The sequence below is a fragment of the Legionella sp. W10-070 genome (genome assembly GCF_900640175.1).
Lineage (GTDB): Bacteria > Pseudomonadota > Gammaproteobacteria > Legionellales > Legionellaceae > Tatlockia.
Genome location: NZ_CAAAJC010000011.1, coordinates 43,405 through 56,518 on the forward strand (window position 1 = coordinate 43,405; position 13,114 = coordinate 56,518).

Below are 13,114 nucleotides of genomic sequence, written 5' to 3' on the forward strand. Positions count from 1 at the left end.
AATAACTTTCCAAACGAATTAACCTGGGTGTAAAAGTTAAGGGAAACAAGAAGTTACCCCATGGATTGAGGGTAAGAACCTAACAGTGTCATCATCACCGACATACTGGTCAGCTCATTTAATGCTGCCTGAATATGAGGTTCAGATTGATGGCCTTCAATATCAATAAAGAAGAGGTAACTCCAGTTACGATGACGGTACGGCCTTGATTCGATTAATGTCATGTTAATCTGGTGTTTTTCAAACGGGGCAAGAAGTTGGAGGAGACTTCCTGGTTGATGGGGTGTAGAAATGATTAATGAGGTTTTATCATTGCCGCTTGGAGCTGGCAGCTGCTTGCCTAGAATGATAAACCGGGTGGTATTATTGGGATGATCTTCTATATGTTGATACGACTTCTGTAGTTTATAAATTTCTACTGCTTTATCACCGCAAATGGCAGCTGATTCTGGATTCATAGATGCAAGTTGGGCAGCCAAACCATTACTGGTTACTTCTTTCAATTCTACTTTGGGATAATGCATTGCTAACCAGTATTGGCATTGTGAGAGTGTTTGCTGATGAGCATAAATAACCGATAATGGTTTTTCAGGTGCAATCCGGGCAAGGTGGTGGCGAATACGCAGCGAGATTTCACCGCAGATTTGTATTTCACTATTGAGCAGGTTATCGAGAGTAACGTTGACCATGCCTTCGCTGCTGTTTTCTATAGGGACTACTCCGTAGTGCACATTACCGCTTTCTACTTGCCTGAATACCTGGGGAATGGAAAGCTCGGAAACCAGGTTGACGCTTTCTCCAAAATGTTTGGCAACGGCCTGCTGAGTAAAGGTTCCTTCTGGTCCCAGATAGGCGATAGACAGCGGTTGTTGCAGTGCAAGACAGGCAGTCATTATGTCTCGAAAAATACGTGCAACTTCCCGATCAGGTAAAAGACTATCATTATTGGCAACAATGGTCCGTAAAATCTGTGCTTCACGCTCCGGACGATAGTAGACGGGCGTTTGCTGCTGTTGTTTGATTTTTGCTATCTCAGTTGCCAAAGCGGCACGCTGACGTAATAAATTAAAAAATTCCTTGTCAATTTTATCGATTTGAGCGCGTATCCTGCCAAGCTTTTCATCATCAGTCATGACAAGCCTCACTAAAAGTTAATTTTGCACTTAATCTTTTCTTACGCAGATTTAACAGAAAGGCAGGGAAAATCATGATAAAAATACCGCTGGCAAAAATCAGGCGAAAATGACTGGCTCCCCCCATATCCATACTGGTTTCAGGGGGGATAAACCCTACAACCAATGTGATGAAGCAACCGGCAAGGCCTAAAATGCAAGTGAGGTAATAGCCAAATCGGCCTCCTGGAATGACAAAAGGACGGGGCAGGTGAGCAAATTTTCCTTTTAAATGCCAGGCAGCAATAAACATCAACACATACATCATAATGTAAAGTTCTGTACTTAAATCAGTAAATAACCAGTAGATGGCATTAACGCTGGGAAACAAAAGAAAACCGCTACAAAGTAAGGTCACTAATACCGCCTGTAGAATTAAAATGCGTGAAGCGATTCCATGACGGTTCAGCCTATAAAGCCAGTGAGGCAAGAAGCCATGGTCAGCCGCAAGTAATAATCCTTTGGCAGGTGAAATAATCCAGTTAACCATGCCCCCAAGACTGCCAAGCAATAATAAGATAACGATTAGCGGCATTAGCGAGGTTAAATGATAGGCTTGAAAAAAATTGGTAAACGCCCGCATGACCCCGTCAACCAAACTGATTTTTTCCTGAGGAAGAACAAAGGCAATGGCTAATGAACCTAAGATCATTGTAGTCAGGATTAATGTGACTGAGAAAAACATCGCCCGCGGATAATTGCGTTGCGGGTCATAAACATTACGAACATGAACGGCAGCTAATTCCATACCTAGAAAAGAAGTCATAATGGCTGTTAGTGAAACCCAGGATTGACTGTCTTTCCAATGAGGTACCAGGCTATGCAGGCTTAAGTCAATCGCAATGGGATTGCCATTTATCAACCAAATAAGTGCGAGCATAATGATCAAAGCCATTGGTAAAATCATGCCGATTACGGCGCAAAAACTGGCAAAGGCGGCTGACGCGCGTAAACCAGAAAGACCAAGAAAGGTTAAAGACCAGAAGGTGACCAGGATTACAGCAATTAAGTAGTATTTATTTTGCGCAAGTTCGGGGTTAATCAAATAAGCCAAGGTTCCGGCAATGAAAGATAAAATGGTCGGGTACCAGACCATAGTGTTAATCCATTGCAGCCAAATGGTAAAGAAAGCCATCGTTTCACCAAAGGCATGCTTGACCCAACTGTAAACGCCGCCCTCTTCTTCTGACCAGGTCGAGGATAGTTCAGCGGAAACTAACGCCACAGGAATTAAGAATACAATGGCTGAAAAAATAAAAAAGAAAATCAGCGAGGAGCCAAAAAGCGCGGTCGCAGGGAGGTTACGTATGCTATCGATGGCTCCGGTAATGAGCAGGACTAATGCGAATACTGAAATTTTTTCCGAAGACCAGGCTTTCATAGTTAGGTTCCAATAATAAATTGGCAAAAAGATAAACATTATAAGGTAATGGGGGAAGCTATGAAAAGTGTTTTGCGACAGCAATTTAAATTATCTTTCTCTACTACTGACCTATGTATGTACTTTGATTTTTAATTTTGGTAGATTGCGTAGTTTTTTAAACTTAAGGAATAGTTATGCCTGTTTATAGTTTCTTTAAATCAACCTTTAATCAAAGAAGTGTTTGCAGTGCAGCACTCCAGGTAGCAAACATAGCGGCAATTACTGCTGCGGCAGGCAAGTTATTGACTGATCCTGAAGCCAGTGTAAGCGAATTTGGGCTGGATATACTTACTCATGTTGTCAGCTACATGGCGTTGGGTGATAATGCCGATGCTCTGACAGTTATTGGAGCCGGTTATGTGAACGCTGCCCGGATGGGGGCAATCTATGCAGGTTTGGCCTCTGGTGTCTCCAGTGTTCCTTTAGCAGTTAATATAGTGGATGGTCTGGTTCATTTGATGAATATAGCAGTGCCCCTGGCAACTACGCCTGAAGAGAGTCAACCGGTTGAAAAAACCTCCCAAAGCCTCAGATAATTCCATGTGCGGTGATGACAATTCGCCGCGCGGAAGCCTGATTACGATGCTCGCATAAGTAAATGCCTTGCCATTGGCCAAGTGCCAGTTTACCTTCCTGTACAGGAATGGTTAAACTGGCTCCTATCAGGACATTTTTTATGTGCGCAGGCATGTCATCTTCACCTTCTAATGTATGTGTATATAGATTCCTATCATCTGGTATCGTCTTGGAGAAATAGGTTTCCAGATCCTGACGGACATCACGGCATGCATTCTCACTGATTGCCAGAGAAGCAGACGTGTGTTGCAAGAATAAATGAACCAGGCCAGTATGTATGGCGGGCATATTTGAAAGTGCCTGCCCTAACTCATCGCCAATCAGATGAAATCCCCGTGGCTTGGCTGTTAAGGTGCATATACTCTGCCAATAAACTGGAAGTGTATTAGCCATGGCGGTGGCCTCCTCGACAAGTTGGGGAATCTTGCGCTGTCTTATTACGCTTTTCCCATTCTTCCACGGTATACAAATGTAAGGTTAACGCATGAAGACCGGTATTTAATTCATCGGTTAACAATGAATTAATTTGGCGATGGCGTGCGAGCAAAGACTTGTTTTTAAATTTATCAGATACTGCTACTACCTTAAAATGGGTTTCTGACTGTTCCGGCACATGGTGCATGTGGGATTCATTCTCTACCGCCAGATAAAAAGGTTTCAAGTGGCTATCAAGTAACTGTGTGATTCTTCGTTCTCTGGACATATTATGGCTCTGGTTTGAGTAATATAATTAAAATACGGTTATTCTTGACTTAATTAAGGCTTTATTTGCTGGCATTTACAGGCTTAATAACCGTTTTAACAATGGGTTTGGCAATGGCTTGCGGTGGGAAAGCGGCAATACGTGTAGTCTCCAGCCAGGAATTAACTTCTTCAAGATCATTAACGTTTAGCGTGCCTGCAAGGAATTTTAAATTAAGGATAGCATTAACCAGATCATACTGATCTCGTGCCAGTTGTTCCTGGGCTTCAAACAGCCGTTGCTGGGCATTAACCACGTCTACCATCGTTCGCGTACCTACCTGAAACTGTGCCTCAGTACTCTCCAATGAGTTTTGCTGCGAAACGATAGTCTGCCGATCTGCTTTTACCTTGCTGATGCCATCAATAATTGTGTTAAAAGCAATACGGCTGTTTACCACAACATCTCGATAGGTTTGCTCCATCACTTGACTTGAGGTTTGAAAATCATATTGAGCTTGCCGAGTCTGGGCTTGTACCAGCCCTCCCTGGAAAACGGGAAAATTCATCGCCAGGGCAATATTGGCAACAGCCTGCTTGCTGGGTACGAAGAAAGAACCACCTCCTCCGGCCTGGTTATTGGTTTGTATGGCATTACCCTGAATATTAAAAGTAGGCCAGCTTCCTGCAGATTGCACCTTTATATTTTCCCTTGCTGCTTCCAGGCTATATTTGGCGGCATAAAGACTGTAATTTTGCTTTAAGCCGGTATTCACCCATTCATCAATATTATCGGGTTCGGGTTTGATAAGAGGGATGCGGCTATCTCGTAGTGGTGATAGGTGCTCATAGGTATGATTGGTCAGTTTACGTAGATTTTCATTCTGGTTAATTTGATTATTTCTGGCCGAAATCACTTCAGCGACTGATTGATCATAAGCGGCTTGTGCTTCGTATACGGAGGTAATGGCATCGAGCCCTACCCTGAAGCGCTGTTCTGCCTGTTCAAGCTGACGCTTGTTTGCCCGTTTCTTGGCTTCGGCAAAATTGAGGGTATCCCTTGCCAGCAATACCTGAAAGTAAGCGGTGGCAGTACGAAGGATCAGGTTTTGAGCTGCGCTGTTAAAATTTGCCTGTGCAGCTTTAACTGATGCTTTGGCTTGCTGAACCAGCGACCAGGCCTGGTAATTAAAAACAGCCTGAGAAGTTGTGACCTGCCATTGGGTGCTGTTGTAAGTAGCCTGGATATGAGTTCCTGCGGCACTGGTATCCTGAATATTACGGCCGGCTAGCGCACCAACTGCAAGCTGTGGAAATAAAGCTGCACGAGCCTGGGGTATAGCTTCAGTACTGGACATGTAACTGCTATAGGCCTGTTTAAAAATAGGATCGTTTTCTAGCGCCTGTTGATAGATATCCATAAGATCCGTTGCATGTAGCAAGGGAGGCAAACCGACAGTTAACATCAAGCACAAAAGCGTTTTTTTCATACGAGCTTATCCTAGAAAACAAATTCCCTCGGCTTTAATTTATCAATTAAAGGAGGGATGCTTGTTTCAAATAATTCTTTTATTTCCCATTGGCCATCTGGTTGCAGGTGATAAATTCGACCTTGCATTATAGGTTCCTTGCCGACAATGGCAAATAATTTTCCGCCAGGCAAGAGCTGCAGACGCTGAGTCTCAGTAATATGTTCAAGCGAGCCGGTAAACACCATTACATCATAGGGTGCTTTTTCGAGCCAGCCACGGGAGGCATCGCCAGTAATCAGTTCTACGTTCATGCATTGATGTTCATGCAGCTTGCGTCGGGCGGAGTTGGTAAAATCTGAATAATAATCGACAGTAATTACTTTTTTACATAGCTTGCTTAACAGGGCGGTTAAAAAACCGGTTCCTGTTCCAACTTCCAAAACCGTTTCCTTGCCGCTAAGAGCCAGGGCCTGCAGAAGTTTACCTTCTTCCAGAGGGGTCATCATACGCTGATTGTGTGCTAAAGGGATCTGCATATCGGAGTAAGCGAAATGCTGAAAGTTATGAGGTACAAATTCCTGACGGGGAATTTCATCATAAAGAGCAAGAATGGTTTCATCAAGAACGTCGCCTGTGCGAAGTTGTTGTTTAACCATATTGATTCGTGCATTTTGATTAGTCATTGCGGGATCACCATCGCTTATAAGACCTTCGACGTTAACGAAAGGTACTTGTAGGTTAAAACGTTGTGGCGATTTTAGCAAGAATTGATGAAAGGTGCGATTGATTCGATGTTGATTCAACCCAGATTCATCCAGCGGAGGTTTTTTTTGGCGCAGAATTGGCAAAATATGATCTTTGATCTCTACAAAATGAGCTATTGCATGTAAAATTTGTTATCATTTGTTGCTTTTATGATACCCAAAGGAGATCAAGGTGCTTGAGCGTTTTACTGACTTTTTGCAATCTGAATTAGAGGTATTGAAGAAGGAAGGGTTATATAAGGAAGAACGTGTAATAGCCAGTCAGCAGCAGGCTGCAGTAAAAGTCAAAGAAGGTGAAGTTATTAATTTATGTGCTAATAATTATTTGGGCCTGGCTAATAATCCCCAGTTAATCACTGAAGGACAGAAAGCACTTGAAAAATATGGTTATGGAATGGCTTCCGTGCGGTTTATTTGTGGTACCCAAACGCCCCATAAGGAATTGGAGAGAAGGTTAAGCGGTTTTCTGGGAATGGAGGATACCATCCTTTACTCTTCTTGCTTTGATGCAAATACGGGGTTGTTTGAAACGTTGCTGGGTGCGGAAGATGCCATTATAAGCGATGCATTAAATCACGCCAGCATCATCGATGGCGTTCGTCTGTGCAAGGCTGCAAGGTTTCGTTATGCTAATAATGACATGAAAGACCTGGAAGAGCAGCTAATTGCCGCCCAGAACGCTCGTTTTCGCTTGATAGCCACCGACGGTGTATTTTCAATGGATGGGATTATCGCCAATTTACCTGCCATTTGTGAATTGGCAGAGCGTTATGATGCGATGGTGATGGTCGATGATTCTCATGCGGTTGGATTTATGGGAGAAACCGGACGAGGTACACCGGAATATTGTGGTGTTGCTGATAAAATAGACATTCTGACCGGAACCTTGGGAAAGGCACTTGGTGGTGCATCGGGTGGCTATACGGCAGCAAATGCCACCATCATCGATTGGTTACGCCAGCGTTCCAGGCCTTACCTTTTTTCTAATACTCTGGCGCCGATGATTGCACAAAGTTCCATTGCTGTGCTGGATTTACTGCAAGGCAGTAATGAGCTTCTTAAAAAGCTTAAGCGAAATAGCCAGTATTTTCGCAATGGCATGGGAAAGCTTGGTTTTAATTTGGTTCCGGGAGAACATGCGATTATTCCCGTTATGCTCGGTGATGCTTCCTTGGCAGGGAAAATGGCAGCCCGCTTGTTGGAAGAAGGAATCTATGTGGTCGGGTTTTCTTATCCTGTGGTTCCTAAAGGCAAGGCAAGGATCCGCACACAAATGTCCGCAGCCCACGAATTAGAGCATTTGGACAGGGCGTTGGAAGCGTTTGCGAAAGTAGGTAAAGAACTGGGTGTTATCAATTAATATTCTATAGGCATCCAGTTGAACCAACATTAATTTTAGGGTTTTTAATGAATCAATTTTTCAGGGGATATGCATGAAGTCGTTAGTTAAAGCCAAACGTGAGCCTGGAATTTGGATGGAAGATGTTCCAGTGCCTGAGTATGGGGTCAATGACGTTCTTATTAAAATTAAGAAAACTGCTATTTGTGGAACAGATATCCATATTTATTCCTGGGATGATTGGGCTCAGGCTACTATTCCGGTACCTATGACTGTAGGACATGAGTTTTATGGTGAAATCGTTGAGGTGGGACGCGAGGTTAAAGGACTGCAGGTAGGTCAGCGTGTTTCTGGTGAGGGACACATTACCTGCGGAATGTGCCGAAATTGCCGTGCAGGCAAGCGCCATCTCTGTCGAAATACACAGGGTGTAGGCGTTAACCGCCCGGGTTGTTTCGCAGAGTATCTGGCCTTACCAGCAACCAATGTTCTTGTCTTGCCTGACAATATTACTGCTGATCAGGCATCGATTCTTGATCCATTGGGAAATGCTACCCACTGTGCTCTGGCATTTGATGTAGTGGGTGAGGATGTTTTAATTACCGGCGCAGGCCCTATCGGGATTATGGCTGTTGCTATTGTACGTCACATTGGGGCACGTCATGTGGTTATTACTGATGTCAATGATCACCGCCTGGAACTTGCTCGCAAGATGGGTGCTACAAAAGCAATAAATGTCAAGTATCAACCGATCAAGGAAGTGATGACCGAATTAGGGATGACTGAGGGATTTGATGTTGGTTTGGAAATGTCTGGAAATCCTATGGCATTGAATGACATGGTAAAAGCAATGAATCACGGCGGACACATTGCCATGCTTGGTATTCCTCCTCAGGAAACTCCTATTGATTGGAATCAGGTCATTTTTAAAGGGCTTGTCGTTAAGGGAATTTATGGTCGTGAAATGTTTGAAACCTGGTATAAAATGATTGCCATGTTACAGAGTGGTTTAAATTTAGAACCAGTAATTACCCATCATTTCCCTGTTGCAGAGTATCAGCATGCTTTCCAGATTATGGCATCAGGACAGTCAGGCAAGGTAATACTTGACTGGTCTTAAATCAGGCGTAAAAATCCAATTTTTTAGCATATTAACCTTGAGAAAACAGGCGGTTTGATTTAATTTCTGCGCCTGTTTGTGACGGAGGCATTGCATGTCATCACAGTATATTTTTACCATGAACCGCGTCAGTAAAGTAGTTGATAATCAACGCTTTATTTTAAAAGACATTTCTTTAAGTTTTTTTCCTGGAGCGAAAATTGGTGTTTTAGGCCTCAATGGCTCAGGTAAATCTACTCTATTACGTATCATGGCTGGTGTTGATAATCAGTATGAAGGCGAAGCCAGGCCGCAGACAGGCATAAAAATAGGATACCTTGCCCAAGAGCCGGAACTTGATTTAAACAAGACTGTCCGTGAAATAGTTGAAGAAGGGGTCTTTGAAATTAAGAGTAAGCTGGCTGCATTCGATGAAATCAGTATGCGTTTTGCAGAACCTATGAGCGATGAGGAGATGAATGCCTTATTAGTCAAACAAGGCGAGTTGCAAAATGATATCGAAGCCTGTGGCGGCTGGGAGTTGGATCGCAAGCTTGATGTTGCCGCAAGCGCACTGCGGCTGCCAGATTGGGATGCCAGGATTAGTCAGCTTTCAGGAGGGGAGCGCCGCCGGGTGGCATTATGCCGTTTGTTGTTGTCCAATCCCGATATGTTATTGCTGGATGAACCGACAAACCATCTTGATGCTGAGAGTGTGGCCTGGCTTGAGCGTTATTTGGAAGAATTTTCAGGAACGGTGGTGGCTATTACCCATGATCGCTATTTTCTTGATAATGCTGCAGAGTGGATCCTTGAGTTGGATCGCGGTGAAGGAATTCCTTACAAGGGTAACTATACTTCCTGGCTTGAGCAAAAAGAAGCACGTTTAGCAATGGAAGACAGACAGCAAGCTGCTCATCAGCGTGCCATTAAGGCAGAATTAGAGTGGGTCCGTACTTCACCTAAAGGCCGACATGCTAAAAATAAGGCAAGGCTTGCTCGTTTTGAAGAAATGAATTCCAAAGAATTCCAGAAACGTAACGAAACAAATGAATTGTATATACCACCAGGCAACCGTTTAGGTGATTTGGTTATTGAAGGAAGAAATATCTCTAAATCGTTTGCTGATCGTCTGTTAATAGACAATTTAAGTTTTCAATTACCTAAAGGCGGTATTCTTGGCATCATTGGTCCTAACGGTGCTGGAAAATCCACCTTTTTGAAAATGATAACAGGTCAGGAAAGTCCAGATAGCGGAGAAATCAAAATCGGTGAAACAGTTGATTTGGCCTATGTGGATCAAATGCGGGATGATTTAGACGGCAACAAAACAGTTTGGGAAGAAATTTCAGATGGGCATGATATTATGCAGGTTGGCTCGTTCCAGATGCCTTCCAGGGCTTATGTAGGACGTTTTAATTTCAAAGGCGCTGATCAGCAGAAAAAGATGTCGCAGCTTTCGGGAGGCGAGCGCAACCGTGTTCATTTGGCCAAGCTTTTAAAACGTGGTGCTAATGTAATCTTGCTTGATGAGCCGAGTAATGATCTTGATGTAGAAACCTTGCGTGCATTGGAAGAAGCTATATTAAATTTTCCTGGTTGTGCGATTGTAATTTCTCACGATCGCTGGTTCCTCGATCGGATATGTACTCACTTAATGGCCTTTGAGGGTGATTCGCAAGTGGTTTTCATAGAGGGCAATTATAGTGATTATGAAGCGGATAGAAAAAGAAGGCTGGGTGATGAAGCTGATAAACCCTCACGTATTAAATACCGTCGTCTAAGCAATTGATTAACTATATTTTTTAAAAAATAGACAGCAATCAAATAGAGAGAATTTTTCACCATGAAGAAGTTGTTGGGGATTGGCATATTGGGTCTTGGACTTTCCGGGTGCATGCAATATTGTGATGAATCCTGTTATGTCACGGACGATGCGGGTTTTGTCCATCGTACTATTCATTATACAGTCGATAAACGTGGCCGGGATTATTTTCCTGTAAAAGCGCCTGCAACGGGAAAGAAACAGTTTATCTTTGATCCTAAAGCCTATGCCTGGGCTGCTTATGATGCCGAAGGTAATCGGCTGATGACCGGCGGCGCTTCAGGAGGAAAAGATTTTTGTGAAGATGCAGGCCAACCTTGCCGGACGGTAACAGGGACCTTCCGCGTATATAATAAAAGAGGTCCTGAGTGTCGTTCCGGAGAATACCCGGTTGAGACAACGGGTGGAGCCAAAATGCCCTACTGTACCTATTTTTTCCAGGGCTATACAATCCATGCAGCTTATGAAGTTCCTTATGCCAACTCAAGCCACGGTTGTGTGCGCGTATTCCCCAGCGCTGCGAAATGGCTAAACGAGGAGTTTCTTACCCTGGGAACCCAGGTTACTGTACTGCCTTACACGGATGAAGAAAAAGTAAGCTAGTAAACCTGAGGGTCTCACTTCCTTATTATCCTGATCTTGGAATGAAAAGACGGCTTTAATCATTTTAAGCCTGTATCTTCAGTCTGAGATCAAGGACGTCTGCATTAATTCTTACCCTGCCTGTTGTAAATGGCAATTGTTGGCCATTCATGGATAAGGAGTTTCCTATCAATGTTTTGGAAAAGACATGGGCATATAAAAGCTCCAGCGTTGCTGTTTTATGAATGCGGTAATCAGCTGCCAAACCAAGAAAATATTGGGTATCAGAAGGAAAGTTAATAGTACGAAGACGATCGCGCTCCGGACCGTTATCCAGCATACCAACCAGGGTGAAGCCAAGATTCTCAGTCTGTTGGTGGCGAAGCGCTGCAGAATAAGCCCAGGAGGGATTGTATTTCATAGTAAAGGTAAAATCTGGATTAATCGGTGGGCGTGCTGCTGTATTACGAATTCTTGCAAATTGATTTGCATTCCATTCTGTACAAAATAATTGCAAGCTTATCAACCAGTTGGGATTAAAAAGATGGACATAATTGAGTGTGGTTGTTGCAGGCATGCGAAAGTTAAAACTTAATGCATTGTTAACATCTCCATCAAAAAGACTTGCTCCGCGCGTTTTTTGTTTGATTGCTGAATAGTAGCTTACACCCAGAAAATTGTTAGCGTTTGCCATGAAATAAAGACCGGCATTATAACCCATACCAAAACTGGATGTACGGTTGATTAAGGTAGCGTAGTCAGTCTGGTTGATTGGTAAAGCCCAGTTCGTCTGATTATCTTTAAGAAAGTTTAAATTCAGTCCGGCTCCTAAGATTAAACGGGGAGTAATAGCATAGGAAAAACGTGGGCTTATATCGACATCAGTCATTAAGGTTTCCGTTGCCGCATAACGAGTAAAGGTATGTGCGCCCCACCTTAGATTGGAATGAAAAGGCTGGGTGACATCCACGGCCAGAACCAATTTGTCATTGGCGCGAGTGGCAATCCGTCCATAGGGCAATAAGCTTGCCCTGCGTGAATAGCTGACACCACTATCATATTGCAATGAATTTAAATTCAGTACACTGCCTTGAAATCGGGCATCGACATAGAAGCTGGTACCGCCTATGATTAACTCATTTTTTTTTACTTTAAAAAGTTCAGCAGGATTGCTGTAGCTGATGCCAGCGAAATACTGTAGTACATTCGCATGCAGGTTAATGCTTGTTAGACTGAGTATAAGGGCAATTGAGTGGCGCATAATATTCACTTTTTAGAGTAAGATGCAGCTCTGAAGACAGAGCTGCATCTTGACCGACTAAGGTTGTGGAGCAGGTTGTGTTACTGTTGCGGGTGCTGGTACTGTTGTTTGAGGTATATGATGCGGAATTGCTATCATTTGCATAATACCCAGGTCGCCGGAAACTTTACGCCCAATAACCAGATTTACCGTCAAGGTCTGGGTCAGTTTTTCGTTATTATTTTGATAAACAACCTGCAAGGGAAGCGTCACTTTCCATTGATTGTCTTTTGCTTCTGTCACTTGTCCTTGACCGCTGACCATGCTGCTTACCATCAAGTGTTGCGATTTAATGGCATTAAGATTACCGGATTTTTGCAGCGCATCATAGAAACCCTGCCATCCTTGCTCTGTGTAACAAGTCTTAAGGGCAGATAATTGGGTATCAATGTTATTATGATCGAAGTCAAAGGATTGTGTTGCTGCCTTTTCAGCCCATTTCATCACCAGTCCCTGTTCAATTTGGGCGGTTTCTGCTGGAATGCGATAGTTACAGTCAATGGGTTGAGGGGGGGCAGGTTGTTGAATTGCCGCCGGTGTCTGGGGGGCGGTTGTATCAGGCGTTGCAGGGAGAGCACTGTCTTGTGGAGGAGGGGTAACCGCTTGAGAGGTGTTTCCTTGAACACTGGCAGGGTCTTGAGCTTCTGATGGTTGTGAAGATGCCCCTGATACGGGTGTTGGCATTTCCGAGCCTTGAGGCGAGGGCAATTGGGGGCCATCTGGATTAGGTGTGACTGGTGATGCCGGTGCCTGGTTGGATGCCAGGCGGGTTGCTGTGTTGATATTTACTGCAATGTTATTATTTTCCGCGGATGCAGTTGTACATAAAACAGCCATTAATCCTGCGCACAGCATGGATCTTTTCATCGGTAACACTCCTT

Annotated in this window: 13 protein-coding genes; 5 read left to right on the forward strand and 8 right to left on the reverse strand. The window is 43.7% G+C overall.

Going from position 1 to position 13,114, the window contains the following annotated elements; translation table 11 throughout:
• Window positions 1–53: 53 nt before the first annotated feature.
• Together pheA and E1O65_RS06395 are read right to left on the reverse strand one after the other, a co-directional pair.
• Window positions 54–1,133 (reverse strand): prephenate dehydratase, encoded by a 1,080-nt coding sequence (gene pheA, locus E1O65_RS06390; protein ID WP_207384230.1) that lies wholly within the window; start codon window positions 1,131–1,133, stop codon window positions 54–56.
• Window positions 1,126–2,553, reverse strand: a complete 1,428-nt coding sequence (locus tag E1O65_RS06395; RefSeq protein WP_133132770.1) for an amino acid permease — start codon at window positions 2,551–2,553, stop codon at window positions 1,126–1,128. Before E1O65_RS06395 ends, pheA begins: the two co-directional genes overlap by 8 nt.
• A gap of 176 nt (window positions 2,554–2,729) precedes the next feature.
• Here E1O65_RS06395 and E1O65_RS06400 point away from each other — a divergent pair, with 176 nt between their 5' ends.
• Window positions 2,730–3,131, forward strand: coding sequence for a hypothetical protein (locus E1O65_RS06400; protein ID WP_133132771.1), 402 nt, complete (start codon window positions 2,730–2,732; stop codon window positions 3,129–3,131).
• Here E1O65_RS06400 and E1O65_RS06405 read toward each other — a convergent pair.
• From E1O65_RS06405 to E1O65_RS06420, 4 genes are all read right to left on the reverse strand, one after another.
• Window positions 3,124–3,564 (reverse strand): secondary thiamine-phosphate synthase enzyme YjbQ, encoded by a 441-nt coding sequence (locus E1O65_RS06405; protein ID WP_133132772.1) that lies wholly within the window; start codon window positions 3,562–3,564, stop codon window positions 3,124–3,126. The genes E1O65_RS06400 and E1O65_RS06405 overlap by 8 nt on opposite strands.
• Window positions 3,557–3,874, reverse strand: coding sequence for a BolA/IbaG family iron-sulfur metabolism protein (locus E1O65_RS06410; protein WP_133132773.1), 318 nt, complete (start codon window positions 3,872–3,874; stop codon window positions 3,557–3,559). Before E1O65_RS06410 ends, E1O65_RS06405 begins: the two co-directional genes overlap by 8 nt.
• A gap of 61 nt (window positions 3,875–3,935) precedes the next feature.
• The gene (locus E1O65_RS06415) at window positions 3,936–5,342 is read right to left on the reverse strand and encodes a TolC family outer membrane protein (RefSeq protein WP_133132774.1); all 1,407 of its coding nucleotides are present in this window, start codon (window positions 5,340–5,342) and stop codon (window positions 3,936–3,938) included.
• Between the two features lie 11 nt (window positions 5,343–5,353).
• Window positions 5,354–6,007, reverse strand: a complete 654-nt coding sequence (locus tag E1O65_RS06420) for a protein-L-isoaspartate O-methyltransferase (RefSeq protein ID WP_133132816.1) — start codon at window positions 6,005–6,007, stop codon at window positions 5,354–5,356.
• Window positions 6,008–6,260: 253 nt separating this feature from the next.
• Here E1O65_RS06420 and E1O65_RS06425 point away from each other — a divergent pair, with 253 nt between their 5' ends.
• The 4 genes from E1O65_RS06425 (at window position 6,261) to E1O65_RS06440 (ending at window position 10,954) form a co-directional block, all read left to right on the forward strand.
• Window positions 6,261–7,448, forward strand: coding sequence for a glycine C-acetyltransferase (locus E1O65_RS06425; protein ID WP_133132775.1), 1,188 nt, complete (start codon window positions 6,261–6,263; stop codon window positions 7,446–7,448).
• Window positions 7,449–7,521: 73 nt separating this feature from the next.
• Window positions 7,522–8,547 carry an L-threonine 3-dehydrogenase gene (tdh, locus tag E1O65_RS06430; RefSeq protein WP_165474917.1) on the forward strand — a complete coding sequence of 342 codons (1,026 nt, stop codon included), beginning with the start codon at window positions 7,522–7,524 and terminating at the stop codon, window positions 8,545–8,547.
• Window positions 8,548–8,641: 94 nt separating this feature from the next.
• Window positions 8,642–10,318, forward strand: a complete 1,677-nt coding sequence (ettA, locus tag E1O65_RS06435) for an energy-dependent translational throttle protein EttA (protein ID WP_133132777.1) — start codon at window positions 8,642–8,644, stop codon at window positions 10,316–10,318.
• Between the two features lie 54 nt (window positions 10,319–10,372).
• On the forward strand, window positions 10,373–10,954 hold the full coding sequence (locus E1O65_RS06440; protein ID WP_133132778.1) for a L,D-transpeptidase: 582 nt from the start codon (window positions 10,373–10,375) through the stop codon (window positions 10,952–10,954).
• 64 nt (window positions 10,955–11,018) lie between these two features.
• On the opposite strand, the gene E1O65_RS06445 is transcribed toward E1O65_RS06440, so the two are convergent.
• Window positions 11,019–12,194, reverse strand: coding sequence for an outer membrane protein transport protein (locus tag E1O65_RS06445; RefSeq protein ID WP_133132779.1), 1,176 nt, complete (start codon window positions 12,192–12,194; stop codon window positions 11,019–11,021).
• A gap of 57 nt (window positions 12,195–12,251) precedes the next feature.
• The gene (locus E1O65_RS06450) at window positions 12,252–13,100 is read right to left on the reverse strand and encodes a DotI/IcmL/TraM family protein (protein WP_242601548.1); all 849 of its coding nucleotides are present in this window, start codon (window positions 13,098–13,100) and stop codon (window positions 12,252–12,254) included.
• Window positions 13,101–13,114 lie beyond the last annotated feature (14 nt).

Excerpts from the sequence above, each read along its gene's own strand:
- tdh (WP_165474917.1), top strand. The coding sequence starts at position 7,522 with ATGAAGTCGTTAGTTAAAGCCAAACGTGAGCCTGGAATTTGGATGGAA.
- E1O65_RS06415 (WP_133132774.1), bottom strand. The coding sequence starts at position 5,342 with ATGAAAAAAACGCTTTTGTGCTTGATGTTAACTGTCGGTTTGCCTCCC.
- E1O65_RS06395 (WP_133132770.1), bottom strand. The coding sequence starts at position 2,553 with ATGAAAGCCTGGTCTTCGGAAAAAATTTCAGTATTCGCATTAGTCCTG.
- E1O65_RS06420 (WP_133132816.1), bottom strand. The coding sequence starts at position 6,007 with ATGACTAATCAAAATGCACGAATCAATATGGTTAAACAACAACTTCGC.
- pheA (WP_207384230.1), bottom strand. The coding sequence starts at position 1,133 with ATGACTGATGATGAAAAGCTTGGCAGGATACGCGCTCAAATCGATAAA.
- ettA (WP_133132777.1), top strand. The coding sequence starts at position 8,642 with ATGTCATCACAGTATATTTTTACCATGAACCGCGTCAGTAAAGTAGTT.
- E1O65_RS06450 (WP_242601548.1), bottom strand. The coding sequence starts at position 13,100 with ATGAAAAGATCCATGCTGTGCGCAGGATTAATGGCTGTTTTATGTACA.
- E1O65_RS06440 (WP_133132778.1), top strand. The coding sequence starts at position 10,373 with ATGAAGAAGTTGTTGGGGATTGGCATATTGGGTCTTGGACTTTCCGGG.
- E1O65_RS06445 (WP_133132779.1), bottom strand. The coding sequence starts at position 12,194 with ATGCGCCACTCAATTGCCCTTATACTCAGTCTAACAAGCATTAACCTG.
- E1O65_RS06400 (WP_133132771.1), top strand. The coding sequence starts at position 2,730 with ATGCCTGTTTATAGTTTCTTTAAATCAACCTTTAATCAAAGAAGTGTT.
- E1O65_RS06405 (WP_133132772.1), bottom strand. The coding sequence starts at position 3,564 with ATGGCTAATACACTTCCAGTTTATTGGCAGAGTATATGCACCTTAACA.
- E1O65_RS06410 (WP_133132773.1), bottom strand. The coding sequence starts at position 3,874 with ATGTCCAGAGAACGAAGAATCACACAGTTACTTGATAGCCACTTGAAA.